30 protein-coding genes and 1 riboswitch are annotated in these 26,238 nt (G+C 50.7%); of the genes, 27 read left to right on the forward strand and 3 right to left on the reverse strand.

The genetic code is table 11. From position 1 onward, the window contains the following. Positions 1-83 precede the first annotated feature (83 nt). The 6 genes from B0X71_RS07750 to B0X71_RS07775 all read left to right on the forward strand — a co-directional run bounded on the left by B0X71_RS07750 (position 84) and on the right by B0X71_RS07775 (position 6,545). Entirely contained in the window at positions 84-2,258 is a 2,175-nt protein-coding gene (locus B0X71_RS07750; RefSeq protein WP_077588879.1) for a peptidoglycan D,D-transpeptidase FtsI family protein, read from the forward strand. Positions 2,259-2,470: 212 nt separating this feature from the next. Further along, complete coding sequence (gene corA, locus B0X71_RS07755) at positions 2,471-3,427, forward strand: magnesium/cobalt transporter CorA (RefSeq protein ID WP_077588880.1); 957 nt, start codon at positions 2,471-2,473, stop codon at positions 3,425-3,427. 146 nt (positions 3,428-3,573) lie between these two features. Next, entirely contained in the window at positions 3,574-3,723 is a 150-nt protein-coding gene (rpmG, locus tag B0X71_RS07760; protein ID WP_077588881.1) for a 50S ribosomal protein L33, read from the forward strand. A 58-nt stretch (positions 3,724-3,781) separates the two neighbouring features. Continuing rightward, on the forward strand, positions 3,782-4,354 hold the full coding sequence (locus tag B0X71_RS07765) for a 5-formyltetrahydrofolate cyclo-ligase (RefSeq protein ID WP_077588882.1): 573 nt from the start codon (positions 3,782-3,784) through the stop codon (positions 4,352-4,354). After that, positions 4,351-4,542, forward strand: a complete 192-nt coding sequence (locus tag B0X71_RS07770) for a YqgQ family protein (RefSeq protein WP_077588883.1) — start codon at positions 4,351-4,353, stop codon at positions 4,540-4,542. Before B0X71_RS07765 ends, B0X71_RS07770 begins: the two co-directional genes overlap by 4 nt. Positions 4,543-4,646: 104 nt before the next feature. Beyond that, a complete protein-coding gene (locus tag B0X71_RS07775) occupies positions 4,647-6,545 on the forward strand; it encodes an LTA synthase family protein (protein ID WP_077588884.1) in 1,899 nt (632 codons plus the stop codon). An 84-nt stretch (positions 6,546-6,629) separates the two neighbouring features. Here the strand turns inward: B0X71_RS07775 and B0X71_RS07780 are convergent, their stop codons facing one another. Beyond that, complete coding sequence (locus tag B0X71_RS07780) at positions 6,630-6,809, reverse strand: DUF2759 domain-containing protein (protein WP_198038701.1); 180 nt, start codon at positions 6,807-6,809, stop codon at positions 6,630-6,632. 139 nt (positions 6,810-6,948) lie between these two features. Between B0X71_RS07780 and B0X71_RS07785 the strand changes: the two genes are divergently transcribed. Continuing rightward, a complete protein-coding gene (locus B0X71_RS07785; RefSeq protein WP_077590939.1) occupies positions 6,949-7,581 on the forward strand; it encodes an MBL fold metallo-hydrolase in 633 nt (210 codons plus the stop codon). Between the two features lie 51 nt (positions 7,582-7,632). On the opposite strand, the gene B0X71_RS07790 is transcribed toward B0X71_RS07785, so the two are convergent. Further along, positions 7,633-7,875: a DUF2626 domain-containing protein gene (locus B0X71_RS07790; RefSeq protein ID WP_077588885.1), complete on the reverse strand. Its 243-nt coding sequence runs from the start codon at positions 7,873-7,875 to the stop codon at positions 7,633-7,635. A gap of 304 nt (positions 7,876-8,179) precedes the next feature. Here B0X71_RS07790 and comGA point away from each other — a divergent pair, with 304 nt between their 5' ends. The 11 genes from comGA to gcvPB all read left to right on the forward strand — a co-directional run bounded on the left by comGA (position 8,180) and on the right by gcvPB (position 16,726). Further along, the gene (comGA, locus tag B0X71_RS07800) at positions 8,180-9,223 is read left to right on the forward strand and encodes a competence type IV pilus ATPase ComGA (RefSeq protein ID WP_077588887.1); all 1,044 of its coding nucleotides are present in this window, start codon (positions 8,180-8,182) and stop codon (positions 9,221-9,223) included. Next, complete coding sequence (comGB, locus tag B0X71_RS07805) at positions 9,177-10,220, forward strand: competence type IV pilus assembly protein ComGB (protein ID WP_232336809.1); 1,044 nt, start codon at positions 9,177-9,179, stop codon at positions 10,218-10,220. Before comGA ends, comGB begins: the two co-directional genes overlap by 47 nt. Before the next feature lie 15 nt (positions 10,221-10,235). Continuing rightward, the gene (gene comGC / locus B0X71_RS07810) at positions 10,236-10,562 is read left to right on the forward strand and encodes a competence type IV pilus major pilin ComGC (RefSeq protein WP_077588888.1); all 327 of its coding nucleotides are present in this window, start codon (positions 10,236-10,238) and stop codon (positions 10,560-10,562) included. Continuing rightward, positions 10,522-10,977 carry a type II secretion system protein gene (locus B0X71_RS07815; RefSeq protein WP_198038703.1) on the forward strand — a complete coding sequence of 152 codons (456 nt, stop codon included), beginning with the start codon at positions 10,522-10,524 and terminating at the stop codon, positions 10,975-10,977. Before comGC ends, B0X71_RS07815 begins: the two co-directional genes overlap by 41 nt. Positions 10,978-11,002: 25 nt before the next feature. Next, the gene (locus tag B0X71_RS07820; RefSeq protein ID WP_077588890.1) at positions 11,003-11,254 is read left to right on the forward strand and encodes a hypothetical protein; all 252 of its coding nucleotides are present in this window, start codon (positions 11,003-11,005) and stop codon (positions 11,252-11,254) included. Next, a complete protein-coding gene (gene comGF, locus B0X71_RS07825) occupies positions 11,242-11,685 on the forward strand; it encodes a competence type IV pilus minor pilin ComGF (RefSeq protein WP_077588891.1) in 444 nt (147 codons plus the stop codon). Before B0X71_RS07820 ends, comGF begins: the two co-directional genes overlap by 13 nt. Continuing rightward, positions 11,660-11,977 (forward strand): hypothetical protein, encoded by a 318-nt coding sequence (locus B0X71_RS20860; RefSeq protein WP_156889811.1) that lies wholly within the window; start codon positions 11,660-11,662, stop codon positions 11,975-11,977. Before comGF ends, B0X71_RS20860 begins: the two co-directional genes overlap by 26 nt. Next, the gene (locus tag B0X71_RS07830) at positions 11,886-12,398 is read left to right on the forward strand and encodes a shikimate kinase (RefSeq protein ID WP_077588892.1); all 513 of its coding nucleotides are present in this window, start codon (positions 11,886-11,888) and stop codon (positions 12,396-12,398) included. The genes B0X71_RS20860 and B0X71_RS07830 overlap by 92 nt, the downstream gene beginning before the upstream one ends. Before the next feature lie 136 nt (positions 12,399-12,534). Next, a riboswitch (glycine riboswitch) is annotated at positions 12,535-12,631 on the forward strand. Positions 12,632-12,778: 147 nt separating this feature from the next. After that, positions 12,779-13,885: a glycine cleavage system aminomethyltransferase GcvT gene (gcvT, locus tag B0X71_RS07835; RefSeq protein WP_077588893.1), complete on the forward strand. Its 1,107-nt coding sequence runs from the start codon at positions 12,779-12,781 to the stop codon at positions 13,883-13,885. 14 nt (positions 13,886-13,899) lie between these two features. Then, positions 13,900-15,267, forward strand: a complete 1,368-nt coding sequence (gene gcvPA, locus B0X71_RS07840) for an aminomethyl-transferring glycine dehydrogenase subunit GcvPA (RefSeq protein ID WP_077588894.1) — start codon at positions 13,900-13,902, stop codon at positions 15,265-15,267. Continuing rightward, on the forward strand, positions 15,260-16,726 hold the full coding sequence (gcvPB, locus tag B0X71_RS07845) for an aminomethyl-transferring glycine dehydrogenase subunit GcvPB (RefSeq protein ID WP_077588895.1): 1,467 nt from the start codon (positions 15,260-15,262) through the stop codon (positions 16,724-16,726). Before gcvPA ends, gcvPB begins: the two co-directional genes overlap by 8 nt. Positions 16,727-16,906: 180 nt before the next feature. On the opposite strand, the gene B0X71_RS07850 is transcribed toward gcvPB, so the two are convergent. After that, a complete protein-coding gene (locus B0X71_RS07850; protein WP_077588896.1) occupies positions 16,907-17,287 on the reverse strand; it encodes a rhodanese-like domain-containing protein in 381 nt (126 codons plus the stop codon). 303 nt (positions 17,288-17,590) lie between these two features. Between B0X71_RS07850 and B0X71_RS07855 the strand changes: the two genes are divergently transcribed. From B0X71_RS07855 to folD, 9 genes are all read left to right on the forward strand, one after another. Beyond that, a complete protein-coding gene (locus B0X71_RS07855) occupies positions 17,591-20,152 on the forward strand; it encodes a vitamin B12-dependent ribonucleotide reductase (RefSeq protein WP_077588897.1) in 2,562 nt (853 codons plus the stop codon). Positions 20,153-20,392: 240 nt separating this feature from the next. After that, positions 20,393-20,839 (forward strand): type II 3-dehydroquinate dehydratase, encoded by a 447-nt coding sequence (gene aroQ, locus B0X71_RS07860; RefSeq protein WP_077588898.1) that lies wholly within the window; start codon positions 20,393-20,395, stop codon positions 20,837-20,839. Further along, complete coding sequence (locus tag B0X71_RS07865) at positions 20,836-21,894, forward strand: M24 family metallopeptidase (RefSeq protein ID WP_077588899.1); 1,059 nt, start codon at positions 20,836-20,838, stop codon at positions 21,892-21,894. Before aroQ ends, B0X71_RS07865 begins: the two co-directional genes overlap by 4 nt. 17 nt (positions 21,895-21,911) lie before the next feature. Continuing rightward, positions 21,912-22,469: an elongation factor P gene (efp, locus tag B0X71_RS07870; RefSeq protein ID WP_077588900.1), complete on the forward strand. Its 558-nt coding sequence runs from the start codon at positions 21,912-21,914 to the stop codon at positions 22,467-22,469. 44 nt (positions 22,470-22,513) lie between these two features. Beyond that, positions 22,514-23,005 carry an acetyl-CoA carboxylase biotin carboxyl carrier protein gene (gene accB / locus B0X71_RS07875; RefSeq protein ID WP_077588901.1) on the forward strand — a complete coding sequence of 164 codons (492 nt, stop codon included), beginning with the start codon at positions 22,514-22,516 and terminating at the stop codon, positions 23,003-23,005. Positions 23,006-23,018: 13 nt separating this feature from the next. Next, entirely contained in the window at positions 23,019-24,371 is a 1,353-nt protein-coding gene (accC, locus tag B0X71_RS07880) for an acetyl-CoA carboxylase biotin carboxylase subunit (RefSeq protein ID WP_077588902.1), read from the forward strand. 13 nt (positions 24,372-24,384) lie between these two features. Beyond that, positions 24,385-24,789 carry an Asp23/Gls24 family envelope stress response protein gene (locus B0X71_RS07885; RefSeq protein ID WP_077588903.1) on the forward strand — a complete coding sequence of 135 codons (405 nt, stop codon included), beginning with the start codon at positions 24,385-24,387 and terminating at the stop codon, positions 24,787-24,789. Between the two features lie 112 nt (positions 24,790-24,901). Further along, positions 24,902-25,294, forward strand: a complete 393-nt coding sequence (nusB, locus tag B0X71_RS07890; protein ID WP_077588904.1) for a transcription antitermination factor NusB — start codon at positions 24,902-24,904, stop codon at positions 25,292-25,294. Positions 25,295-25,307: 13 nt separating this feature from the next. Beyond that, the gene (folD, locus tag B0X71_RS07895; RefSeq protein WP_077588905.1) at positions 25,308-26,186 is read left to right on the forward strand and encodes a bifunctional methylenetetrahydrofolate dehydrogenase/methenyltetrahydrofolate cyclohydrolase FolD; all 879 of its coding nucleotides are present in this window, start codon (positions 25,308-25,310) and stop codon (positions 26,184-26,186) included. The last annotated feature ends 52 nt before the right edge of the window (positions 26,187-26,238 follow it).

Here is a 26,238-nt window from a genome sequence, read left to right on the forward strand (position 1 = left end):
TCGTCTGAAAAAGTGTGTGTATTTTTTTGTGCCAAATGATATACTAACACGGCAAAGATAAGCAGAAAGGAGCTAACAGCTTCATGAAATCGCCCCAAAACAGGCGGACAGCGCAAGCGGGAGAGAAAATCAAGTCAGACTCGGCTTTCCGGCTGAGCATTCTCTTTTTTTCCGTCTTCCTGCTGTTTGCCCTGCTGATTTTCCGGCTTGGTTATCTTCAAATCGTGAAAGGTGAAGACTTCGTACGGGCAATCGAGCGAAGGGAAGAAGTAGCAGTTGATACCGGTGTGCCAAGAGGGCGCATTTTTGACAGTGAAGGCCGGGTGTTGGTTGATAACCAGCCCTTAAACGCCATTACGTATACAGCAATGCAGTCAACAGGCCGTCAGGAAATGCTGGAAACTGCCAGCAAACTGGCTGCGCTTATCGATCAGCCGGCAGCGAAAGTGACGCGTCGGGATAAACAGGATTTTTATATTCTCCTTTACCCTGAAAAGGCAAAAGCGCTTGTTCCGGAAGAGCAGGCAAACGCCATTTGGGCAGGAGAAGGAACCGAAGGGGAAAAACAGCGCCAAGCTGATCAGCTCATGCGTGAAGGGCTGACTGAAGAGGTGCTGGCCGAACTGACAGCCGACCAGCTGGAAGTGCTGGCGATATACCGGGAAATGACATCGGGCTATGCACTTTCACCGCAGATTATTAAAAGTGAAGGACTTACCACCGAGGAATTCGCACAGGTATCTGAACGGCTGGCCGAATTGCCCGGCGTCAGTACAGTGACGGACTGGAGCCGGGAAAAAGCATCGGATCTCACCGTACTTGGCAGCACGACTTCGCCTGAAGAAGGCATACCAGCGAGCAGTCTCGATTACTTTCTGGCACGCGGCTATTCCAGGAATGACCGCGTCGGCACAAGCTTTCTTGAACAGCAGTACGAAAGCGTCCTGCAGGGACAGAAATCAGTTGTAAAGAAAGTGACGGACGCCCGGGGATCAGTCGTTGATACCGTAGCTGTAAAAGAAGGACAGGCGGGCAAGGACCTGGTACTGTCCATCGACAGCGAACTGCAGAACGAACTTGAACAAATCGTTACTGATAAATTGCTTGAACTGAAAAAAGGTCCTAATTCTGAATTGTTGCAGGATGCTTACCTCGTGATGATGAATCCGCAGACAGGGGAAGTGCTGTCACTCGTCGGCAAGCGGCTTGGCGAAGACGAAAACGGGGAACCGACCGTGTATGATTATGCCTTTGGCACGTTCACTTCCGCTTATGAAATGGGATCAGCCGTTAAAGGAGCGATGGTGCTGACCGGCTATAGTGAAGGCGTGCTTGATGTCGGGGAAGTTCTCATCGACGAACCGATGCAGATCAAGAGCACCGAAAAAATCAGCTCTGTATTCAACCGGAAAATGTTCAACCAGATCCCGATGAATGATAAGGAAGCATTGGCCCGGTCGTCGAATATTTACATGGCGAAAATTGCGCTTCGGCTGACCGGCTCTGAATATGTTTACAACCAGGGGATTCAAGTAATGCCGGAAGATTTCCGGCAACTCCGCAATTCCTTTGCCCAATTCGGGCTTGGTGTTAAAACCGGCATCGACCTGCCGGGTGAGGGAGATGGGCTGTCGAATGAAAATGCGACGGGTGGGACCTTGCTGTATCAGGCGATCGGCCAGTTGGATACGTACACGCCGCTGCAGCTTGCTCAGTACATTTCCACCATCGCGAATGACGGTTACCGGATGGAGCCGCATGTTGTCAAGGAAATCCGCAGCCCGTCCATTGACGGAGAAAGTCTGGGACCGATTGAAACCGTCATTCAGCCAAAAGTGCTGAACCGGATTGACAATACGCCCGAAGAAATCAATCAGGTGAAAGAAGGCATGCGGATGGCGTATACATCCCCTCAGGGCACTGCAGTCCGTTATTTTGGGGATGCCCCTTATACCGCTGCCGGTAAAACAGGAACTGCCCAAGTCACATATTACGGTGAATCGGGCAACCGGCCATCGCTGACGTTGACGCATGTCGGCTTTGCGCCATATGAAAATCCGGAAATCGCCTACGCGGTTGTGGTGCCTTATATCACGACGGATTTCGATTATGTCATAGGTGCCAACAGCCAAATTGCACGTGCGGCGGTAGATACGTATTTTGAGTTGAAACAGGAAGAGACAGATGAAGGAAGCACGGCAATCAAACCGCCTTACGAACCGGCAAGCCGGGAGTCAGCGGAGACCACAGCCGAGTGATCGGTGAAAAATGAAGGAATAGCGGGATTAATGCTGACGGAGCTGCAGCGGGACTTGAATGACAAGTCCCGCTGCAGCTTTTTTGCCGCCGTTCCTGCCATCGGTGATTTTTTCCGGCCCGGCGGGTTGTTCATGCATTTTTAGGGTATAGCGTAAGATGTGCTAAACTGATAATAGCAAACCGGAAACTAGTGTAAGAAGGTGCAGAACAGATGATACGGACAATCGGGGTTACTTATGATAACGAAGTGGAACTGAATGAATCGATTGATGAAGTAGATTTTTCCCGCTACCGCTGGTTTTGGACGGATTTTGATCAGCCGACAGACCATGAACTTCAGCATTTGGCGTATACGTTCCAGTTTCACCCGCTGGCCATTGAGGATTGCATCCATCGGCTTCAGCGTCCGAAACTGGATTATTATGATGATCATACGTTTTTTGTGACCCATATTGTGCGTGAGGAAGAAATGGAAATCATCAAAGAAGAACTGGATTTTTTTGTCGGCGATAATTTTGTAGTCACTTTCCATAACTTGCCTTGCACTGAAGTGGCACAGGTATGGAATCGCCTGCTGGCATACCGGAACCTGGAAAAATGGAATCCCTTTTATGTTTTTTACGAGGTACTGGACAAGATTGTTGATAATTATTTTCCGCTTCTCTATAAAATCGAGGACAGTCTTGACAGGATTGAAGACAATACACAGAACAAATCGATGGATCACCTGATGGATGAATTATTCGATACCCGGTATATGCTGCTGAGCCTGCGGCAGACGATCAACCCGATGCGCGATTTGCTTTACCGGATGCTTAATTCACACCATTTGAACGAAGTGATGGAACGCCGGGAGTATTTCGCGGACATTTACGACCATTTGATTAAATTATCGGATATGGTGACAGCCAACAGGGAAATGACTTCCGACGTCAGGGACAGCTACCTGTCCCTGAATTCCCATCAGACGAATAATGTCATGAAAGTTCTGACAATCATTACATCAATCTTCGCGCCGCTTACGTTCATTGTGGGGATTTACGGGATGAATTTTGAATATATACCTGAACTCGGCTGGCAATACGGCTATTTTCTGACGCTTGGATTCATGGCGGTGATTGCGGTCGTCATGTTCTTGTGGTTCAGAAGACTCGGCTGGTTCAAGTAGCTTTTCCGGCATTGGCGACTCCATAAATTTAAGTGGGAAAACTAATTTTGTCAGTGGATTTTTTTCAGTGATATGGTATAATAGGAAAGTCGTATAAATACTGCTTATTAATTTGCTTGATCCTATATAGTTGGGGAGGGATACAGATGCGTGTTAACATTACACTTGCATGCACAGAATGTGGAGAACGTAACTACCACTCTGTAAAAAATAAACGTAATAACCCTGAGCGTCTCGAGCTGAAAAAGTATTGCCCGCGTGATCAGCAGATGACTGTGCACCGGGAAACAAAGTAATTTTTAACCAAAACCTTGGCGGGTTTTGGTTTTTTCTTTTCGAAAAGGGGAAAATATAATGGACAAAGCTACGTTACGGAAAAAGATGCTGCAGCAGCTGAAAGAACTTGATCCGGAAATGCGCAGCATTAAAACTGAACAAATTACGGAGCGGCTGTTGACCGATCCCGTCTTCCGGGCTGCCGGGTCTATCGGCATCACAGTAGCGGGATTTCCTGAAATTGATACAGCGCCGATTATCCGGCAGGCATGGGCTTCCGGAAAGCGCGTGGCAGCGCCCAAATGCCATCCCGCTTCACGAAAAATGGACTTTTATGTATTCAGTCACATGAATGAATTGGAGACTGTGTACATGGATCTGAAAGAGCCCAACCCTGCAGTGACCCGCTGGCTCCCGCCGGATGACATTGATTTGCTTATCGTCCCGGGCATTGTTTTTTCCCGTTCAGGCTACCGGATCGGTTTTGGCGGGGGATACTACGACCGATTCCTGGCCGGTTACGCCAATCCGACCGTGTCACTCGCATTCGATTTTCAACTTTCAGATAACTTCCCTGCTGAATCACATGACATTCCGGTCAGCATGATATACACTGAGAATCAACTGATCAGAACGGAGGCGTTCCGTTGAAGACACTTTATGATGTCATGCAGCTGCTGAAAACATTCGGTGTTTTCATTTATACAGGCGAACGGCAGTCTGATCTTGATCTGATGGAAGATGAGCTGCGTGATTTATACAGGTCCGGTCTGATTGCACCTGATGTTTTTGCCTCTGCTCTCCTCGTGCTGCGAAATGAACGGCACAGTAAAAAGTGAAGGATTCAAATAGGAATGAAACTTTTTTCTGCTTTATTCGTCTGTACAAGTACGCTTAATATCCAGTAAAAGCAAGTTTATTTTAAAAGAGGAAGTGCAAAGTAATGAAAGCAAATCAATGGCCGAAGCACACTATACTGGCTGTTGCGATCATCACCACCTGGCTGAAGACGTACCTCGTCTACAAAACGAGCTTTCACATGAAAATCGAAAATCCGATGCAGGAGCTGATTCTGTTCATCAATCCGCTCAGTTTTCTGCTGGCTGTATACGGTCTATCGCTGTTTTTCAAGAGCGAGCGCAGCCGAAACCGGTACTTGATATCCGTCAGTGCCCTGCTCGCTGCCGTGCTTTATGGCAACGTGGCTTTTTACCGCTTTTTCAGTGATTTCGTTACACTGCCGGTCCTGTTTCAGACAAGCAATTTCGGCGACTTGGGCACAAGCGTGACAGAGAGTGTCTTTGTTACAGATATCCTATATTTCGCTGATGTGCTGCTGCTGGTCCTTGCAGTTCGCTATCTGAACATAAAAAGTGCTACGGAAGCCTCCCGGTCGCTGTACCGGCGTGCATACTTCGTGCTGACGGCGGCTGTTCTGTTTTTAAACCTCGGTCTTGCAGAAACAGAGCGTCCACAGCTTCTGACGCGCAGTTTTGACCGGGAAATGCTCGTGAAAAACATCGGCACATATAATTACCATTTGTATGATGTTTATATCCAGTCAAAGTCTCAGGCGCAGCGGGCGCTAGCAGACGGTTCGGAACTTGTGGAAGCGAATAATTTCGTTCAGGCTACACAGCCGCAGCCGTCACCGAAAATGACCGGTGTTGCTGAGGGACGCAATTTGATCGTGGTGACACTTGAATCGCTTCAGTCATTTGTCATTGGCAGTGAAATGAAGGATCAGACAGTAACACCTTTCCTGAACAGCCTGACAGAGGATGAGGATACCATTTACTTCCCGAATTTCTATCATCAGACAGGGCTCGGGAAAACATCGGATTCTGAATTTCTCCTGGAAAATTCCCTGTATCCGCTCGGAGGCGGTGCTGTGTTTTTCACACATGGCGGTAATACGTATAACTCAATGGCGGAGAGCCTCGGAGAAGAAGGTTACTTTACAGCTGTACAGCATGCGAATTCCAAAAGTTTCTGGAATCGGGATTTGATGTATCAGTCACTCGGGATCGATAAATTCTATGATGTCGAAAGCTTTACAGTGGAAGAAGGCCAGGCAGTGAACTGGGGGATGAAAGATATCCCATTCCACGAACAGTCGGTTGCCCAGATGGCAGAGATGCAGCAGCCGTTTTATTCCCGGCTTCTTACGCTGACAAATCACTTCCCGTTTTATCTGGATGAGGAAGATAAATTCATCACGGAATATGATTCCGGGTCCAGCACGCTGAATCGTTATTTTCAGACTGCCCGTTATCTCGATGAGTCGATCAAGGTGCTGTTTGACGAACTGAAAGAAAAAGGGCTTTATGAAAACTCGGTCATTGTCATGTACGGTGACCATTACGGGATTTCTGAAAACCATAACGGAGCGATGGCTCAATATCTCGGAAAAGAAGTGACGCCGTATGAATCGGCTCAGCTTCAGCGGGTTCCGCTATTTGTTCATATTCCAGGGTACGGGGAAGGCCATGTCGATGAAGAAATCGGCGGACAGATCGATCTGCGGCCGACGATCCTGAATCTGCTGGGTGTGGATGCAGAAAAAGACCTGCAGCTCGGTGGTGACTTGTTCTCAGAAGAGCATGAGGAGTTTGTGATCTTCCGGGATGGACGGTTTGTAACTGAAGACGTCATCTATGCAGGGAACATCTGTTACGATGCGGAGACCGGAGAAGAGACGGACAGTACGCTCTGTGAGCCGTATATCGACCGGGCATTCGAGGAACTTGGCTATTCTGATTCAGTTATCAACGGCGATCTGCTGCGTTTCTATAACGAAAAGACCGGGCAGTTGATCGAACCGGAGAATACCGAAGAATAAAGTGATGTGTTGAGACGGTTGCCTGCGGGTATCCGTCTTTTTGTGCATGCAAAAAGCCGATGCAGGAAGCATCGGCTTTTAAGCTTAATGAAGGCTTGGCGGATAGCCTTGGAAAATGACAGTGGCTGCTGTAAATGCGCCAAAGATCAGAAACGTCAGCAAGTTAAAAATTAATCCTAAAAATTCTTTTCGTTTAAACGTCTGAACGACACCGATTGCCGCGAATACGGCAACGAGCCCAAAAATGACCATCAGTAAATTCAAGTATGACACTCCCTTCGACAAGTACGCTGCGTGCAGTTTCATTCTCTTCTATTGTAAAGAATGTCCTGATTTTTGTCGAGTGCCATTCGTGTCATTCTGTTGAACAGTGCTGTGCTACAATGGGATTGAGGTGATGAATTTGCTGACAATCGACATATTGACGCTCGGGCCTGTCCAGACGAATTGCTATATTGTGGCACACGAAGATGGTAATTGTCTGATTATCGACCCGGGAGCAGAAAGTGAAAAAATCAAGGCACGGCTTGAAAAAAAGGGCTGGACTCCTCTGGCTGTGCTGCTGACCCATGCCCATTTTGATCATATCGGTGCAGTCGACGAAATGCGGGAGATGTACGACGTGCCGGTTTACGTGAGTGAACTGGAAAAAGACTGGCTCGGGAAGCCGGGACTGAACGGTTCAGGGAAATATCCGATCATCGCCGACATGCGAATCAAGGAAGCTGACTTGCTGATTAGTGGGCGGGAACAGAAACTGGTGATTGGTCCGTTCCAGATTCAATTGTTTCATACACCCGGCCATTCACCGGGCAGCATTACATTCGGGTTCCGGGATGCCGGATTCGCAGTGGTTGGTGATACGCTGTTCCGGGGAAGCATCGGCCGGACAGACCTGGTCGGCGGCAATCACGAGGAACTGATCACCTCCATCCGCAACTCGCTCCTGACATTGCCGGAAGGGACCCGCATCTATCCGGGGCACGGTCCGGCGACAACACCGGCGGCTGAACAGCGGACGAACCCATTTTTATAGGAAGACACAAAAAAAGCGACCGGAAGCCGGTCGCTTTTTTTTGCATATTCATCAGTGGCCGCTGCCAGCTACATGGATGAAGGTTGTGTAGTAAGTGAAACCTACGAAAAATACAGTCAGGTAAGCTCCAAAAACGTACATGTACATGCGCTCTGAAAGATTCAAGAACCCGAAAAGAATGAAGAAGCCGGTATTGCCAAGCATGATGAGTGAGACTTCCGGCATATCGCCCAAATAAAACATGACTGAAAAAATTCCCGTCCAGAAGCCCATTAATTTAAACATATTATCCATGGGTTGTCCCTCCTTTGCGACCAAGCACAATAATCTCTTTCCCATTATATAAGAAACGGAACGGCTGTGTAAATAAAGAGTTCCCTTCGTTTTGTGACAAAGCCGTGGAAAAGGCGGGGAAAACGGGGATTTCAGCCATGCCACTTTCTCCGGATGGACGAAAATAACGCAAAAACATGGATTTCAGCCTATCAGGACCTTGAAAACAGGGACTTGGCAGAACCTCTTTCAATTGCCGGCAGCCCATCCTATACTGATGGAGAACAAAGAGGCGGTCTTTGTATTTCAGTAATCGGAGGTGTCCATGCAGGCAATTATTGAGCGCCGCTGTCTCAGACTTTTGCAATCGGCCATTGATGCAGAGACAACGGACATACACATCAAACCTGAATTCGACAGTTATTCTGTCTCGTTCCGCAGTTTCCAAGCCATGCAAACCGTTTCCGTCATCCCCTTTGATCTCGGCGATCGGATGATCGCTTACTTCAAATATCTTTCCCTGCTGGATATGAGTGAACGCCGAAAACCTCAGACCGGTTCATTTCAGCAGACAATCGATGAAGTCTCCTGCTTTTTCCGAATCTCGACTCTTCCGTCTGTTCTCACGCGAGAATCAATCGTCATCCGAATCGTCTCGGATAAAACGGCGCTTCCACTCGAGGAATTAGCCTTATTCAGGGATTCTGCCCGATTGCTCAAAAAATTGGCTGCTTCCCGCCAAGGGCTGTTTCTGCTGACTGGACCGACCGGGTGCGGAAAATCCACAACTTTGTACTCGCTCCTGAATCATTGCAACAGCCAGCTGAACCGAAATATCATAACGCTTGAAGACCCTGTAGAGCGTAAAAACCAGACGATGCTGCAAATTCAAGTGAATGAAAAAGCCGGGCTCAGCTATGCGGCCGGCTTGAAAGCGATACTTCGGCATGATCCGGATATCATCATGATCGGGGAAATCCGGGATGCCGACACGGCGAAAATCGCTGTCCGGGCAGCGCTTACCGGACATCTGGTGTTTTCAACCATCCATGCCCGTAATGCAGCCGGCTGTCTTCACCGTCTGCACGACTTGGAAGTATCCTATGAAGACCTGTCTCACACGCTTGTAGCTATATCCGCCCAGCAGCTTGTCCCGGCATATCAGTCGGAAGAACCGGAACAGATCCGTCATGCCGCTCTGTTTGAAGTGTTATATGGAGCTTATTTGGAAGAGGCGACGGAAGCCGCCCGGAACCGGCGTCTGTACCGGCTGCCTGAGGAGCTGTCACTGACCGGCCAGGTCATGGAAGGGGTGAAGATCGGTGCGATTCCTCCACATTTCAGACCGGAAACCGTTCCGGATCCGTGAGCGGACAGCATTTTTAAATCGGCTGGCCAAGCTAATGAAGGAAGGGTACTTGTTCCCTGCAGCGCTGCATCTGCTGCTGCCGGTCCATGCCGGAAAACCGGAAGAGGCGGCAGCAGGGGTCCATTCTGTGCTGAGCGGCGGCGGGACTGCGGCTGAAACACTTCAGCTGCTCGGGTTCCGGAAGGATGTGCTTTTTGCAGCTGAAATTGCTGAATACCACGGCCGGCTGGCAGAGTCTCTCGCATTAATCGCCGCCGGGTTCGACAGGACTGAAAAACTGCGGAAAAAATTCACATCGGTACTCCTGTATCCCGTCTCTTTACTGCTATTTACATTCGTGCTGTTTTCCTTGTTCCGCACCCGCTATATTCCGGAACTCCATAAGCTGATTGCCACGGTCGGCAGTGAAGAAAGCGCATCTGCAGTGCCGGTACAGTTGCTGAAGCTGCCGGATCTGTTTCTCGGTCTTCTCTTGCTGGTCGTCGTTTCTGCAGTCAGTTTGGTCACATGGCAGAAAAAAAGGCCGGCTGAAGACCGGGCAAACACATGGCTGAAGATTCCGGTGGCCGGTCATATACTGCGCATGTATTGGTCCCATTTGTTTTCGCGTGAACTTGGCACGCTTCTGCATAGCGGCATCTCGCTTCAGGAGGCATTGACTTTCCTGAAGAATCAGGAACATGACCAAATGATCCAGCTTATTGCGGATACGATTCATTCAGAGGTGATGACCGGGCAGCCGCTGTCGGTCGCCGTAAGTTTTCACCGGTACTTTCCGCATGATTTTCAATCGTTTATCACTCACGGGGAAGCAGCGGGGCATCTCGGCAAGGAATTGCTGCTCTACAGTGAAGTGCTGCTTGAACGGCTTGAACGGCAGCTGGCGCAGGCCATGCGCATCATTCAGCCGCTGTTTTTCCTGGTTATTGCTTTGTGCATCATCGGTGCATATTTAGCGATACTGCTGCCGATGTATAATCTCGTCCACACGATCTAAGGAGGAAAAAGGAGAATGAAACAATTAAAAAAACAAGGTGGATTCACACTTATTGAAATGCTGATTGTCCTCTTGATTATCTCAGTGCTGATTGCGATAGCGATCCCGAACGTCACAAAGCAGACGGCATCGGTGGATGAAAAGGGCTGTAAGGCGTTCGTGCAAATGGTTCAGGGGCAAGTGGAATCCTACCGGATGGATCTCAAAAAAGTGCCGGCGATCACTGATCTTGTAAGCGGCGGTTATTTGAAGACAGATGAAACCAGCTGTCCGAACGGCACTGCCATTGCGATTGCAGCGGATGGAACGGTATCGGCTGTTGAAGCGGCTGCTGGGCAATAAAGGATTTACACTTGTTGAAATGCTGGTGGTGCTCAGTCTGCTGATGACGATGGCATTTGCAATTCCCATCTACACGGCAGCTGAAGAAGAAAGGACTGAACAGCGTTTTTTTCAGACATTGCTTGCTGATATTTATTTCATGCAAAGCGAGAGCTATAGAAGCGGGGAGTGGGTTCAGCTCACGTTCGGACCGGACGGCGGTTCGTACACCATTTCCCGGAACTACAGTGCGGCACTTGTCAGCCGGAACATGCCGGCCGGTGTCCGGATGGATAAGACAAGTTACCTGAAAAATATCCGGTTCAATCCGATCGGCAGCATTGAAACCGCCGGCACCATCCGGTTTCTTACACCGGAAGGCCCTAAGGTGCTGACGGTCCATCTGGGGAAAGGGAGAGTGGTGCTGTCTGGGTGAACGGGGAATTTCATTTGCAGAAACCATGCTCAGTCTCACGATTGTATTCATATTGTTCGGATCTCTTGTCCCGCTGATGCAAGGGATGCATACATCCCTTCAATTGAAAAAAGAGCGGGTTGCAGCGTACGAAACATTGTACGAGGGAGCCCGGCTTGGAACACCCGGCGGCACGCGGATGGCAGAAGGAATCCGCTTTACGTGGCAGATGACGGATCGGCTTTGTGTGTATTATGATAATTTCCGGAACGAGAAAGAAACAATATGCGCCGGCTGATGGACACCCGGCAGAATGGGTCCACATTCATCGGACTGCTGCTCGATTTAGCCATACTTTTGCTGCTGCTTCCGCTCATCGTGCTGTTTTTTCGATTGGCTGCCGCTTACTCTGCCGATCTGGATGTGAAGCATGCGGAATGGGAGCTGTTCACTTACGAACTCAGGACTTACTTGAATACCGGGAGCAATGTGGCAGTCATTAATGGCGGCAAAGGAATCCGGATGACGGAATCCGGCACATTACTGACCATTGAATGGTATTCGCCGATCATCCGCAAGCAGCGTTCCGGTCAGGGGCACGAAGTCATGCTGACGGATGTGCAGCATGTCACATTTGCAATTGCCGGAGCCGTGTTGACGGCGCAGGTCGTTTTCCGGAACGGCATAAGGAAGGAGGAAACGTATGCAATTCCTCCGGCGCCTGGATGAACGTGGAGCGCTGTATCCGGTGACGATTGTATTCTTTTTTGCCGCACTTTCCCTGCTGCTCCATACTGCCGTCCTCTATACGATTCAGTACCGCACATATGATGGATTGGAAAATACCTACCGTCGTGCTACGATACTGTTACTGGAATCATCGGATGTAAGTGCGGCATTTCAGGAACATGGGAACAGCAGGTGGTTGGATGAAGAGGATTTATTTAATCGGATTTATGGGATGCGGCAAGAGCGCGATCGGCAGGCGGCTGAGCTTCATGCTGAAACTGCCGTTTTATGACATGGACAAAGAAATCGTCCGCCGGGAAGGCAAAACGATTCCTGAAATTTTCGAAGAGCACGGCGAACCGTATTTCCGGAGCCTGGAAGCCCGGTTTTTACGGGAGTTTAAAAGTGACTGCTGCATCATTTCAACAGGTGGCGGCACCGCCATTAATGCAGAGAACCGCAAAATCATGCGGGAAACGGGCCTCGTGCTGTTTCTCGATGCACCGTTTCGGGACATTTGGCGGCGGATTCACCGCGACCCGAACCGGCCGATTGTCAGACGGTCGACGAAAGAAGAAATTGAATCACTTTACCATCAGCGCCATTCAGCGTACAAGCGGGCAGCTCACATCAGTGTCCGGACGGAGCACCGATCGCTCCGGCAGATCACTGAATTCGTCGCTTTTCAAGTGCATCGTCTAAAAGGCGAATAAAAAAACATTTAGCCTAATTATCGTTCGTGTTTGATGACGTATCACAAAAAGATTGCACGGATTTGTTCTGAATGTTAGGATATAGTCAAAGAATTGAGTATTCTATACAGTCAGGACCATTGATTCTAATGGGCGGATGAGTGTGCGAGGAGAGAACGCAGCATTATTGCGTCGCCGAAGGAGCAAATAACAGCCGTTATGAATCTCTCAGGCAAAAAGACTCGTACAGGACGCATCTCTGGAGAATGCTGCGCACGCAGCTGCCAACGAGGAAAACCGTCAAGGTAAACTTTCAGGCTCCAGGACAGAGAATTCCCGAATACCGGGAGTACTCTGTCTTTTTTTGTGTGATTGCAGCAGGAGAAGGGAGACGGCAGGACATGAGTGAGTTAAAGCGCACGCCGCTTTTTGAGTCGTATAAGAAGTATGGCGGCAAAACGATTGATTTTGGCGGCTGGGAATTGCCGGTGCAGTTTTCAGGCATTAAACAGGAACATGAAGCAGTCCGGACGAAAGCAGGGTTGTTTGATGTGTCCCATATGGGAGAAATCACGGTTGAAGGGCCGGAAAGCCTGGCATATTTGCAACGAATGCTGACGAATGACGTATCGAAACTGAAAACTGGTCAGGCGCAGTATACGGTCTTATGTTATGAAGATGGCGGTACCGTTGATGATCTTCTTGTATACAAGCTGACGGATGAACGCTACTTGCTTGTCGTGAATGCAGCCAACATCGAGAAGGATTTTGATTGGCTGAAAGCGCATGCACAGGACGGGGCGGAAGTGGTGAACCGTTCAGAGGAATATGGACAGCTTGCGTTCCAAGGGCCGCTTGCTGAGTCTGTACTGCAGCGGCTGACCGATACGGATCTCACTGACATCAAGTTCTTCCGCTTTCAGGAAAATGTGGATGTTGCCGGGCGAAACGTTCTTGTGTCCCGTACCGGTTACACAGGGGAAGACGGATTTGAAATCTACGGTTCGCCGGAAGATATCATCGCTTTATGGGGTGCCATCCTTGAAGAAGGCAAGGAAGACGGAGCGGTGCCTGTCGGTTTAGGTGCCCGGGACACACTCCGCTTTGAAGCTTGCCTTGCATTGTATGGCCAGGAATTGACAAAGGATATCTCGCCGCTTGAAGCGGGGATTGGGTTTGCGGTCAAACTGAAAAAAGATGCGGATTTCATTGGAAAAGAAGCGCTGCTGAAACAGAAAGAAGAAGGCATTGTACGGAAATTGACCGGACTGGAAATGCTGGATAAAGGGATTCCGCGTCCCGGCTATAAAGTATTCAAAGACGGCGAGGAAATCGGGCACGTAACGACAGGTACACAGTCGCCGACACTAGGGAAGAATATCGGTCTTGCACTCGTCGGAACAGAATTTACAGAGCCGGGAACCGAAGTGGAAGTCGAAGTGCGAAACCGCCGCCTGAAAGCTGTGACAGTGGAAACTCCGTTCTATAAGCGTTCAACTAACTCATAAAGGAGATTGACAGAATGAAGCACCGCTACTTGCCGATGACGGCACAAGACAAAGAAGCCATGCTCAAAACGATCGGCGTCGACTCGATCGAAGAACTCTTTTCCGATATTCCCGAAAAAGTGCGTTTCCAAGGCGAATATGATCTTAAACCGGCAAAATCGGAATCCGCACTTTTGAAAGAACTGAGCCGGCTCGCTGCTAAAAATGCGGATCACCGGAATTATGCATCTTTCCTTGGTGCCGGCGTTTATGATCACTATAAGCCGGTGATTGTCGACCATGTCATTTCCCGTTCTGAATTTTATACCGCCTACACGCCGTATCAGCCCGAAATTTCCCAAGGGGAACTGCAGGCGATCTTTGAGTTCCAGACGATGATTGCGGAATTGACCGGCATGGACATCGCCAACTCGTCGATGTATGACGGCGGCACCGCGCTGGCGGAGGCAGGAATGCTTGCGGCCGGTCACACCAAGCGCAAAAAGATTCTTGTTTCGCGTGCCGTTCATCCGGAATCCCGTGAAGTGGTGCGCTCCTATGCGCTCGGCCAATCGATCGATGTGCAGGAAGTGCCGCTGAAGGATGGTGTAACTGATGTGGAAGCACTCCGTTCGCTTCTGAACGAGGATGTTGCGGCTGTGATGGTCCAGTACCCGAATTTCTTCGGCCAGGTTGAGAACCTGAAAGAGCTGGAACCGGTCATCCATGGCAGTGGCGCGCTGTTCATCGTATCGGCCAATCCACTCGCCCTTGGCGCACTTGAAGCGCCCGGCAAGCTCGGCGCGGATATCACCGTCGGCGATGCGCAGCCGTTCGGCATCCCTGAAGCATTCGGGGGCCCGCATTGCGGTTATTTCGCCGTGACGAAAAAGCTGATGCGCAAAGTGCCGGGACGTCTCGTTGGGGAAACCGTCGATGAAGACGGACGCCGCGGGTTTGTGCTGACACTCCAGGCGCGCGAGCAGCACATCCGTCGGGATAAAGCGACATCCAATATCTGTTCGAACCAAGCACTCAATGCGCTTGCGGCTTCTGTCGCCATGACGGCGCTCGGTAAAAAAGGAACAAAAGAAATGGCCGTGCAAAATATCGCCAAGACCCGCTACATGAAACAGCAGCTGGAAGCGGCAGGTCTGACCGTCGCGTTCGGAAATGCGCATTTCAATGAACTCACCGTTAAACTTGGCAAGTCCGTAAAGCAGTTGAACGACCGGCTTTTTGATCAGGGCGTCATCGGGGGCTATGATCTTGGCCGGACATATGAAGAACTGGCAGGACACGTTCTCATTGCTGTGACGGAACAGCGCACAAAAGAAGAAATCGATCTGTTCGTGCAGGAAATTGCTGCATTCACTCAGGAGAAGGAGGCCGCTCATGCGTAAAGACGAAAACCAGCCGCTCATTTTTGAAGTATCCACAAAAGGCCGCATCGGCTATAGCTTGCCGGTGCTGGATGTGCCGGAAGTGGAATTGGATGATGTATTGCCGGCTGACCTGATCCGTTCGGAAGAGCCGGAGCTTCCGGAAGTGGCGGAACTCGATATCATGCGGCATTACACGGCGTTGTCAAACCGCAACCATGGCGTCGATTCCGGTTTTTATCCGCTCGGTTCCTGTACGATGAAATACAATCCGAAGATCAATGAATCCGTCGCCCGGTTCCCGGGATTCGCTGATATTCACCCGCTGCAGGACGAATCGACGGTCCAGGGTGCGATGGAACTTATGTATGACCTGCAGGAGCATTTGAAGGAAATCACCGGCATGGATGAAGTAACGCTGCAGCCGGCGGCAGGCGCCCACGGGGAATGGACGGGTCTCATGATGATTCGCGCGTTCCATGAAGCGAATGGCGACTTCGAACGAACAAAAGTGATCGTACCGGATTCTGCCCATGGCACAAATCCGGCATCTGCGACGGTTGCCGGTTTTGACACGGTGACGGTGAAATCGGATGACAATGGCCTTGTCGACTTGGAAGACTTGAAGCGGGTTGTCGGACCGGATACGGCAGCGCTCATGCTGACGAACCCGAACACCCTCGGTTTATTTGAAGAAAACATCCTGGAGATGGCGGCGATCATCCATGAAGTCGGCGGCAAGCTGTATTATGACGGTGCCAATTTGAATGCGGTCATGAATAAAGCGCGTCCCGGCGATATGGGCTTTGATGTGGTCCACTTGAACTTGCACAAAACGTTCACAGGCCCGCACGGCGGCGGCGGTCCGGGATCCGGTCCGGTCGGCGTGAAGAAGGGACTGCTCCCGTATTTACCAAAACCCGTTCTGATCAAGACAGACGACGGGTACACATTTGATGACAACCGTCCCGAGTCGATCGGCCGCGTGAAGCCGTATTTCGGAAATTTCGGCATCAACGTGCGCGCATACACGTATATCCGTTCCATGGGGCCGGATGGGCTGAAGGCTGTGTCCGAATATGCTGTACTGAATGCCAATTACATGATGCGCCGGCTCGCTCCGTATTTCGACTTGCCTTACGACCGCCACTGCAAGCATGAATTCGTGTTGAGCGGCCGCCGTCAGAAGAAACTCGGCGTGCGTACACTTGATATGGCGAAGCGGCTCCTCGATTTCGGCTATCACCCGCCGACGATCTACTTCCCGCTTAACGTGGAAGAAGGCATGATGATCGAACCAACGGAAACCGAATCGAAAGAGACGCTCGACGCGTTTTGTGATGCGATGATCCAAATTGCGAAGGAAGCGGAGACCAATCCGGAAATCGTGCAGGAAGCGCCGCATACGACGGTCATCAGCCGGCTGGACGAAGCGCAGGCTGCGCGTAAGCCGGTTCTGCGGTATCAGAAAGCGGAATAAGGAGAAAAGAGGCATGCCGGAAGTGGCATGCCTCTTTTTTGCGGTCGGGCGGTAGTGGAGTCAGTGAATTCCACTAAAGTAATCGTGGGGTCCGCTAATTTGGAGTTGAATTTCGCTAAACGGAACCGGAGTGGAACAAAAATTAGAGGCCGACACGCTGAAGTGCCGGCCTCATTTATATCATTTCGAGCGGACTTTACCGGTCCAGGTTCTGAAGCCGCCTTTGAGCAGATAAAGGTCAGTGTAGCCCTTTTTCTTCAGGAACATGGCAACCCGTGAACCGTTGATGCCGTTTTGGTCATACAGATAGACCGGTTTATCCGGACGGATTTCCTTGAAGCGCTGACGGAGCTGCGACTGCGGGATGTTGCGGGCGCCGAGAATGTGGCCGGCGGCATAATCTTTCGATTCACGCACATCGATCAACTGCGCTTTGCGGTAGCCTTCAATGAATTGCTCTTGTGTCAGAATCGTGACCGTCTTTTTTGTCCGGAAATAATTGACCAGGATCAATACGGTCAGGATGAATAAAAAGCCGGCGATGATGTACAGAAATTCCACTGGTGTTGCCCCTTTCTTCAAGCCCGGTAATCCCGGACCGTGAAGGCGCTTGTAGTTTGCCTTCTTTACCTTGTTCATTATAAAAGAAACAGAGCAGAGAATTCAATGCCGGATTTCACAAAGTCGAAGCTGAAAATTTTTTTAGGCTGATTTTGCGGCGTCAAATCAACGTTCGACAAATAGCGACGCCGTTGTGAATGAAAAAAACCGATTGACTGGAAGTTTCAATATATAGTATGGTGGGAACTATAATTAATACAACATGTTGTGTTAATCCTATATAACATTAAGGAGGATTTGTCAATGGTGCTTGTATCTCAAAACCAAAAACCGGCGCTCGATACCGGATCGCTGAACAAGGACATTCGTCTCTTCCCGCAGGTTCACCCCATCACTGATGACATGAAAACAGTGCATAAGGGTGTATCCCGGCTGGTGATGATTGACCGCTATTCATTTAAGGACACAGAAAAGAAAACGCTCAAACCGGGTGATTTCGTCGTCCTGACAGTGAAAGAGGATCCGAAATTCCCTGCCCGCGGCCTTGGCTTCATCAAGTCGATCGACAAGCAGGCGAACAAAGCGGAAGTATGGATTGAAGAGGATTACCGGAGTGCGATCGATGATGCGAAAGAACAGGAAGCGGGAATTGTCAGACGGCCGCTCGACGTCATTGAAAAGCCTTTGGAAGTATACTACGAACAGATTGCCAAACGCAATGCGACTGGGCTTTCTTCCATCGAAAAAACACAGGAAAAGCGCGACGAGTGGTTTAACAAGTTTTATGAGCAGCTTGCAGACCTGAAGTTCATTCCGGCAGGACGCGTCATCTACGGAGCAGGTGCAGACACCGATGTTACATACTTCAATTGCTACGTGATGCCATTTGTGGCGGATTCACGGGAAGGCATTTCAGATCATAGAAAACAAGTCATGGAAATCATGAGCCGCGGCGGCGGTGTCGGCACGAACGGCTCGACACTTCGGCCGAGAAACACGCTCGCACGCGGTGTGAACGGTAAATCGTCCGGGTCGGTATCATGGCTTGACGATATCGCGAAATTGACGCATCTCGTGGAACAGGGCGGAAGCCGCCGCGGGGCGCAGATGATTATGCTGGCGGACTGGCATCCGGACATCTGTGAATTCATCATTTCAAAAATGCAGAACCCGCGCATTTTGCGCTACCTCATCGAAAACACGGAAGATGAGACGATCAAGAAACTTGCAAACGACAAACTGAAATTCAAGCCACTGACAGAGCAGGAAGAAGCGATGTACACAGGGCTCCTGAACTACCGCGCAATCCCAGGGATGGGCGGCTTCAATGAAGGCATCATGCGCGACGCGGAAACGAAATTGCGCGATGGCGGGACGTATTCGGTTCATAATGAAGAATTCCTGACAGGCGCGAACATTTCCGTAACCCTTACAAAAGATTTCATGGAAGCGGTCGAAGCGGATGCGGAATATGATCTGCGCTTCCCGGCAGTCGAGAACTACTCGCCGGAAGAAATGGCTGTCTACAATGAACAATGGCACGAAGTGGGCGACGTGCGCGAATGGAAAAAAGCGGGTCATGAAGTCCGCGTCTATCGCACGATGAAAGCTCGTGAACTGTGGAATTTGATCAACGTCTGTGCGACTTATTCGGCAGAGCCGGGCATCTTCTTCATCGATAATGCCAACGAACAGACGAATGCACGTGCGTACGGACAGAAAGTTGTCGCGACGAACCCGTGCGGTGAACAACCCCTTGCACCATACTCCGTCTGTAACCTTGCCGCAGTTAACCTGGCAAAATTTGCAGATATGCAAACACAGGAAGTGGATTTCGAAGGACTGAAAGAAACGGTCCGGATCGGTGTCCGCATGCAGGATAACGTCATCGACGCCACACCTTACTTCCTGGAAGAGAACCGCGTCCAGGCACTCGGTGAGCGCCGCGTCGGACTCGGCGTTATGGGTCTTGCCGATCTGTTGATCAATACAGGCAAGAAATACGGTTCGCCGGAAGGCAACGAACTCGTCGATAAAATCTTTGAGACGATCGCCACTGCCGCTTACGAAGAATCAGCGAAGCTCGCCACAGAGCGCGGGAGCTTCCCGTTCCTCACTGGCAAAACGGACGAAGAAACACAGGCGCTCCGCAAAGCATTCACGGAAACAGGATTCATGCAGAAAATGCCGGAGCATATCCGGAAAGCGGTGCTGGAAAACGGCATCCGCAACTCGCATCTCCTGACTGTGGCACCGACTGGCTCAACCGGTACGATGGTCGGCGTGTCAACTGGTCTTGAGCCTTACTTCTCATTCACGTACTACCGTTCGGGCCGTCTCGGCAAGTTCATTGAAGTGAAAGCGGACATCGTCCAGGAGTACCTGAAGAACAATCCGGAAGCGGACGAGAACAACCTGCCGGAATATTTCATTTCTGCAATGGATCTTGCACCGGAAGCACATGCGGATGTCCAGTGTGTCATCCAGCGCTGGATCGATTCCTCGATCTCGAAGACCGTGAATGCCCCGCGCGGCTACACTGTCGATCAGGTGGAAGGGATCTATGAGCGCCTTTACAAAGGTGGCGCGAAAGGCGGAACAGTATACGTCGACGGTTCACGCGACGCGCAAGTGCTGACGCTGAAAGCGGAAGAAAACTCATTTGATGAAGTTCATGAAGAGCAAGTGACTGAAAAGCGGCCGGTCGTCCTGATCGACACGATCCAGGATCTCCGTTCCACTAACGTCACGATCGGTTCTGAAGTCGGTAACACCTGCCCGGTTTGCCGCAAAGGAACCGTTCAGGAAGCGGGCGGCTGCAACACATGCACAAATTGCGGCGCGCAGCTGAAATGCGGTCTTTAAGCAACTATACTGACAGAACCCGGTCTGCTGATGCAGGCCGGGTTTTCCTGTTGCAGCTGTCCTGCAAGTAAAAGGACCAATTTCGCAAGTAACACGCCCGACATCGCAAATAAACCCAGGGGATTCGCAGGTAACGGATCCGACTTCCTTAAACCCTGTCCTCCGCATAGGCCAAGTTTGCATATTGCCGGGAAACGCCGTTATGTTAGAATGAGAAAGATACGAATGGAGGTGCTGATTATGCGGATTCTTTGTCTGAATGGCCCGAACCTGAACCGGCTCGGCAAACGGGAAAAAGAAGCATACGGAACATTCACGCTCGCTGAACTCGAGCAGGACCTGAAAGCGGTGGCAGAAACAGCAGGTGTGACGCTGGAATGCCGGCAGTCAAACCACGAAGGGGAATTGATTGACTGGATCCACGGAGCGGAGGATGAAGAGATGGCCGGCATTATTCTGAATGCCGGCGCGTATACACATACGAGCGTCGCAATCCGGGACGCCATCGCATCGGTCAAAGTGCCGGTCATCGAAGTGCATATATCGAATATCCATGCACGGGAGGAGTTCCGGCATCATTCCTACATCGCCCCTGTGGCGGCCGGGCAGATCGCCGGATTCGGACAGGATGTATATGAATTGGCACTTCACGCATTTATTCTAAAACGGAAGAGGGAACAGGGATGAAAATCGAAAAACTGCGCAATGAATTTGAACAGCACGGAATCGATGCAATGCTCCTGACAAGTACATATAATCTGCGCTACATGACCGGATTCACAGGTTCTGCAGGCGCAGCGGTCGTAACAAAAGATAAAGCGGTATTCGTGACGGATTTCCGCTATATCGAACAGGCGGGCAAGCAGGCAAAAGGCTATGAAGTGCGCCAGGCGACTAAAGGCTTGGTCGATGAAATCGCGGCAGTCCTGAAAGAACTTGGCGTTCGCCAGCTTGGATTTGAGCAGGACCATATGACGTATGCCCTGCACAGTAAATTCAGCGGGCAAGTGGAAGCGGCGTTGGTGCCGGTCAGCGGGCTCGCTGAAAAAATCCGGATGATCAAAACAGCGGATGAACTTGCGGTGCTGAAAAAAGCCGCTGAAATCGCAGATGCGGCGTTCGAACATATCACAAAATTCATCGCACCGGGAAAAACCGAATTGGAAGTTTCCAACGAACTTGAATTCTTCATGCGCAAGCAAGGAGCGACATCATCGTCATTCGACATCATTGTGGCGTCCGGCACGCGTTCAGCGCTGCCGCATGGTGTGGCAAGCGATAAAGTCATCGAAACCGGAGATTTCGTCACGCTGGATTTCGGTGCCCTCTATGATGGTTATGTATCCGATATCACTCGAACGGTGGCTGTCGGTGAACCGTCAGATCAATTAAAAGAAATTTATAATATCGTCCTTGAAGCGCAAGTAACCGCCCTCGAAAAAATTAAGCCGGGCATGACCGGCAAAGAAGCGGATGCCATTTCACGGGACATCATCAAAGCGAAAGGCTACGGCGATGCGTTCGGCCACTCACTCGGCCATGGCATCGGTCTGGAAGTACACGAAGGACCGGGACTTTCCCATCTGTCTGATACCGTGCTGCAGGAGGGCATGACAGTCACAGTTGAACCTGGCATTTATTTGCCGGGGGTTGGCGGAGTCCGCATCGAAGATGATATAATCATTACCGGGACAGGGAATGAGCGGTTGACCCATTCGACAAAAGACCTGCTTATTTTATAATAATTGGAGGAACAAACATGATATCAGTTAACGATTTTAAAACAGGACTTACCATCGAAGTGGACGGCGACATCTGGCGTGTCATGGATTTCCAGCATGTCAAGCCGGGGAAAGGCGCGGCATTCGTCCGCTCCAAGCTCCGCAACTTGCGCACGGGCGCAGTCAATGAAAAAACGTTCCGTGCAGGTGAAAAAGTGGCGAAAGCCCAAATCGATAACCGCCGTATGCAGTACTTGTATGCAAATGGCGATATGCATGCCTTCATGGATACAGAGACGTATGACCAGATCGAACTTCCGGAAAAAAACCTGGCATACGAATTGAAGTTCCTGAAGGAAAACATGGATGTACAGGTCATTCAGTATGAAAGCGAAGTGCTTGGTGTCGAATTGCCGAATACGGTTGAATTGAAAGTGACGGAAACAGACCCCGGCATCAAAGGAGATACGGCAAGCGGGGGCTCAAAACCGGCAACACTTGAGACAGGGCTGGTCGTGCAAGTGCCTTTCTTTATCAACGAAGGTGACGTCTTGATCGTCAATACGACAGATTCATCATATGTGTCACGCGCATAAATTGCATATGGAACGGACAATATCTGCATGGGAGTGAAGTAAAGTTGAAAATCCAGGAAATCAGAGAAATGATCAAATTGGTGGATCAGTCATCCATTGAAGAGTTTGTATATGAAAGTGAAGGCACGAAAGTGAAAATGAAGAAAACAGGGGGAGCTGTTCAAGCGGCGGCAGCGCCTGCACCGACCCCGGCGGCAGCTCCTGCCCCAGCTCCGGCGCCGGCTCCGGCAGCGAAGCCTGAACCCGAAACAGAGGCAGTTCCGGCTGATACCGCTTCTTCATCATCATCGGATTCGCTTACTGAAATCCCGTCTCCGATGGTTGGGACTTTTTACCAATCTCCATCTCCGGAAGAGCCGGCCTTTGTAAAAGTCGGTGATAAAGTCTCGGCAGAAACTGTGGTGTGCATCGTCGAAGCAATGAAATTATTCAATGAAATCGAGGCGGAGACAGAAGGGGAAATCGCTGAAATTCTCGTCAAAGACGGTCAGCTTGTGGAGTACGGCCAGCCTCTGTTCCTCGTTAAAACTAAGTAAGGGAGGAATCAGCATGCTGAAGAAAGTACTCATCGCAAACCGCGGGGAAATCGCTGTGCGGATTATCCGCGCATGCAAGGAAATGAATGTGAAAACGGTCGCTGTTTACTCGCAGGCAGACCGGGAGGCCCTTCATGTACAAATGGCGGATGAAGCATACTGCATCGGTCCGACTGCATCGAAAGACAGCTACTTGAATTTCTCGAACATCATTTCAGTCGCCAGGCTCACCGATTGTGACGGCATTCATCCCGGCTACGGCTTCCTGGCGGAGAATTCCAGTTTCGCTGAGCTGTGCGAGCAAGTGGATATCACATTCATCGGACCGACCTCAAGCGCCATATCGAAGATGGGCACAAAAGACGTCGCCCGTGAAACGATGCGCAAAGCCGGTGTGCCGGTTGTGCCGGGTTCACAAGGCATTGTGGACGGGGTGGAAGACGCGCTCGACATTGCTGAAGGCATCGGTTACCCGGTCATCATCAAAGCGACAGCAGGCGGCGGAGGCAAAGGGATCCGCGTCGCGCGTTCGAAAGAAGAACTCATAAAAGGCATCCAGGTGACCCAGAAAGAAGCGGCTGCTGCGTTTGGCAATCCGGGCGTCTATCTGGAGAAATTTATTGAGGATTTCCGGCATGTCGAGATCCAGGTGCTGGCGGATAATTACGGAAATGCCATCCACCTGGGTGAACGGGACTGTTCAATTCAGCGGCGCATGCAAAAACTTGTGGAAGAAGCTCCTTCTCCTGCACTCACACCGGACATACGGCATGCAATGGGATATGCGGCAGTGAAAGCTGCCCAGGCAGTCGACTACCGCGGAGCCGGCACGGTTGAATTCATCTTCGATGTAGGCGAACAGAAATTCTACTTCATGGAAATGAACACCCGCATTCAAGTGGAACATCCGGTGACGGAAATGATTACCGGCATCGACCTTATTCAGCAGCAGCTGAAAGTGGCATCGGGTGAAAAGCTGGCATTCGCCCAGGAAGACATCGAGTTCCGGGGATGGGCGATTGAGTGCCGCATCAATGCTGAAAACCCTGAAAAGAACTTCATGCCATCTGCCGGAACGATCGATATGTATCTGCCGCCGGGCGGTTTTGGTGTGCGGGTCGATTCAGCCGTCTATCCAGGCTACACCATCCCGCCTTATTACGATTCTATGGTGGCCAAGTTGATCACGTATGCGGATACGCGGGAAGAAGCCGTCGCCAAAATGAAACGGGCACTTGACGAGTTCGTCGTTGAAGGCGTATTCACGACGATTCCGTTCCATGCACGGCTCATGGATCATGAAGTGTTCAAGTCAGGCGACTTCAATACGAAATTCCTGGAGAAGTATAACGTACTGAATCCATAGAGGGGGGCTATCCATGGCAGAAAAACCACTGACTTATGTGAAAATGCAGCAGCCGGCCGGCAAGGAACCGATCGGCAGTATTGAAGCTGCAGCGGAAGTGCTTGAAATCATCGCCAGCATTGCTGCAAATGAAATCAACGGCGTTGCGGCGATGCGCGGGAATTTCGCTTCCGGAGTAGCGGAACGGCTCGGCAAAAAAGTGCATGGCAAAGGCGTCAAGACTGAATTGCATGAAGACAGCCTGGCCATCGATGTGTTTCTCGTCGTCAATTACGGTGTCTCCATTCCGGATACGGCACGGAAAGTGCAGCAGCAAGTCCGGCAGGCACTGTTTAATATGACGTCACTGCAGACGCAGGAAGTGAACGTGCACATTACGGGCATTCAATTCGAACAGCTGCAGCCCCAAGCTGAATAACAAGCAGGCACTGCCATCCAGGCAGTGCTTTTTGACTGAACAATCTAAACACGGAACTTCCGAACAATCCACGTTATAATGGGACAAAATGAACGGAAATGAGGTTCGCACGATGAAACGACATGAAGCGCGGGAAAAAGCATTCCAGACGCTTTTCCAGCTGGACAGCACTGAAATGACAGTGGAAGAAGCAACGGACCATATCATGGAAGGAAAGACGGACCAGTTTTTCAATCTGCTCGTGGAAGGAACGTTCCGCAACCGGGCGGCGATTGATGAAAAACTGCGTGCCAATCTGGAGAAATGGTCGCTTGACCGGCTTCCGAAAGCGGAACGGACCATTCTCCGGCTTGCCGTATTCGAGCTGGAATATCTTGAAGACGCACCGGACCGGGTCGTGCTGAATGAAGCGATTGAATTGAGCAAATCTTACGGGGATGATCGGTCGCCGAAATTTGTCAATGGGGTACTTTCGAAATTCACCGATAAGGGAATCACCGACTGAGGGAGGAACAAGGATGACAGCGAAACTGATGGATGGCAAAAAAGTGGCGGCGGCTATACGGGAAGACGTCGGGAAACGGGTGGAAAAACTGGCTGCCCGAGGTGTGACACCGGGTCTTGCCGTCATTCTTGTTGGAGAAGATCCGGCATCGCAGACATATGTCAAAAGCAAGCAGCGGACTTGCGAGAAACTCGGCATGCGCTCTGATCTTCTGGAATTTCCGGACACGCTGTCAGAGACAGACTTGCTGGCAGCAATTGATAAGCTGAACCGGGATCCAGGCATCCACGGCATTCTCGTCCAGCTTCCGCTGCCGGCCCATATTGATGAAACCCATGTGATTTTAGCCATTGATCCGACGAAGGATGTGGATGGTTTTCATCCGATCAGCGCCGGTCGCCTGCTGATCGGTGAAGACGGATTCGTCCCGTGCACACCGAACGGCATCATGCGGCTGCTGGATTATTATGAAATCGATCCGGCAGGAAAGCACGCGGTGATCATCGGTCGCAGCACCATCGTCGGTAAGCCGGCAGGTCTCCTTCTGCTGCAGCGGAACGCGACGGTCACGTTCTGTCACTCGAAAACCGAAAACCTCGAACAGTATACGCAATCGGCAGACATCGTTATTGCAGCTGTCGGCCGGCCGGGTATGCTGAAAGCGCATCACATCAAAGCCGGTGCAGTTGTCATCGATGTCGGCATTAATCGCGGAACCGACGGCAAATTGACCGGTGATGCGGCGTTTGATGAATTGCAGGACAAGGCATCCTTTATCACGCCGGTGCCCGGCGGTGTCGGTCCGATGACCATCGCGATGCTGATGGACAATACGGTCCGCTCCGCAGAGTGGGCCGCTGAAGGACAAACAGCCGGCAACGGTGTAAAATAAGAAAAAGCGGGCTGTTTTTCGAAAGAAAGACAGCTTTTCCAATTCAGCTGAA

The organism is Planococcus lenghuensis, from assembly GCF_001999905.1.
Lineage (GTDB): Bacteria > Bacillota > Bacilli > Bacillales_A > Planococcaceae > Indiicoccus > Indiicoccus lenghuensis.

What these genes read in the sequence shown, in the direction of transcription:
- B0X71_RS07750 (WP_077588879.1), top strand. Translation starts at nt 84, where the DNA reads ATGAAATCGCCCCAAAACAGGCGGACAGCGCAAGCGGGAGAGAAAATC.
- corA (WP_077588880.1), top strand. Translation starts at nt 2,471, where the DNA reads ATGATACGGACAATCGGGGTTACTTATGATAACGAAGTGGAACTGAAT.
- rpmG (WP_077588881.1), top strand. Translation starts at nt 3,574, where the DNA reads ATGCGTGTTAACATTACACTTGCATGCACAGAATGTGGAGAACGTAAC.
- B0X71_RS07765 (WP_077588882.1), top strand. Translation starts at nt 3,782, where the DNA reads ATGGACAAAGCTACGTTACGGAAAAAGATGCTGCAGCAGCTGAAAGAA.
- B0X71_RS07775 (WP_077588884.1), top strand. Translation starts at nt 4,647, where the DNA reads ATGAAAGCAAATCAATGGCCGAAGCACACTATACTGGCTGTTGCGATC.
- B0X71_RS07790 (WP_077588885.1), bottom strand. Translation starts at nt 7,875, where the DNA reads ATGGATAATATGTTTAAATTAATGGGCTTCTGGACGGGAATTTTTTCA.
- comGA (WP_077588887.1), top strand. Translation starts at nt 8,180, where the DNA reads ATGCAGGCAATTATTGAGCGCCGCTGTCTCAGACTTTTGCAATCGGCC.
- comGC (WP_077588888.1), top strand. Translation starts at nt 10,236, where the DNA reads ATGAAACAATTAAAAAAACAAGGTGGATTCACACTTATTGAAATGCTG.
- B0X71_RS07815 (WP_198038703.1), top strand. Translation starts at nt 10,522, where the DNA reads ATGGAACGGTATCGGCTGTTGAAGCGGCTGCTGGGCAATAAAGGATTT.
- B0X71_RS07820 (WP_077588890.1), top strand. Translation starts at nt 11,003, where the DNA reads ATGCTCAGTCTCACGATTGTATTCATATTGTTCGGATCTCTTGTCCCG.
- comGF (WP_077588891.1), top strand. Translation starts at nt 11,242, where the DNA reads ATGCGCCGGCTGATGGACACCCGGCAGAATGGGTCCACATTCATCGGA.
- B0X71_RS20860 (WP_156889811.1), top strand. Translation starts at nt 11,660, where the DNA reads ATGCAATTCCTCCGGCGCCTGGATGAACGTGGAGCGCTGTATCCGGTG.
- B0X71_RS07830 (WP_077588892.1), top strand. Translation starts at nt 11,886, where the DNA reads ATGAAGAGGATTTATTTAATCGGATTTATGGGATGCGGCAAGAGCGCG.
- gcvT (WP_077588893.1), top strand. Translation starts at nt 12,779, where the DNA reads ATGAGTGAGTTAAAGCGCACGCCGCTTTTTGAGTCGTATAAGAAGTAT.
- gcvPA (WP_077588894.1), top strand. Translation starts at nt 13,900, where the DNA reads ATGAAGCACCGCTACTTGCCGATGACGGCACAAGACAAAGAAGCCATG.
- gcvPB (WP_077588895.1), top strand. Translation starts at nt 15,260, where the DNA reads ATGCGTAAAGACGAAAACCAGCCGCTCATTTTTGAAGTATCCACAAAA.
- B0X71_RS07855 (WP_077588897.1), top strand. Translation starts at nt 17,591, where the DNA reads ATGGTGCTTGTATCTCAAAACCAAAAACCGGCGCTCGATACCGGATCG.
- aroQ (WP_077588898.1), top strand. Translation starts at nt 20,393, where the DNA reads ATGCGGATTCTTTGTCTGAATGGCCCGAACCTGAACCGGCTCGGCAAA.
- B0X71_RS07865 (WP_077588899.1), top strand. Translation starts at nt 20,836, where the DNA reads ATGAAAATCGAAAAACTGCGCAATGAATTTGAACAGCACGGAATCGAT.
- efp (WP_077588900.1), top strand. Translation starts at nt 21,912, where the DNA reads ATGATATCAGTTAACGATTTTAAAACAGGACTTACCATCGAAGTGGAC.
- accC (WP_077588902.1), top strand. Translation starts at nt 23,019, where the DNA reads ATGCTGAAGAAAGTACTCATCGCAAACCGCGGGGAAATCGCTGTGCGG.
- B0X71_RS07885 (WP_077588903.1), top strand. Translation starts at nt 24,385, where the DNA reads ATGGCAGAAAAACCACTGACTTATGTGAAAATGCAGCAGCCGGCCGGC.
- nusB (WP_077588904.1), top strand. Translation starts at nt 24,902, where the DNA reads ATGAAACGACATGAAGCGCGGGAAAAAGCATTCCAGACGCTTTTCCAG.
- folD (WP_077588905.1), top strand. Translation starts at nt 25,308, where the DNA reads ATGACAGCGAAACTGATGGATGGCAAAAAAGTGGCGGCGGCTATACGG.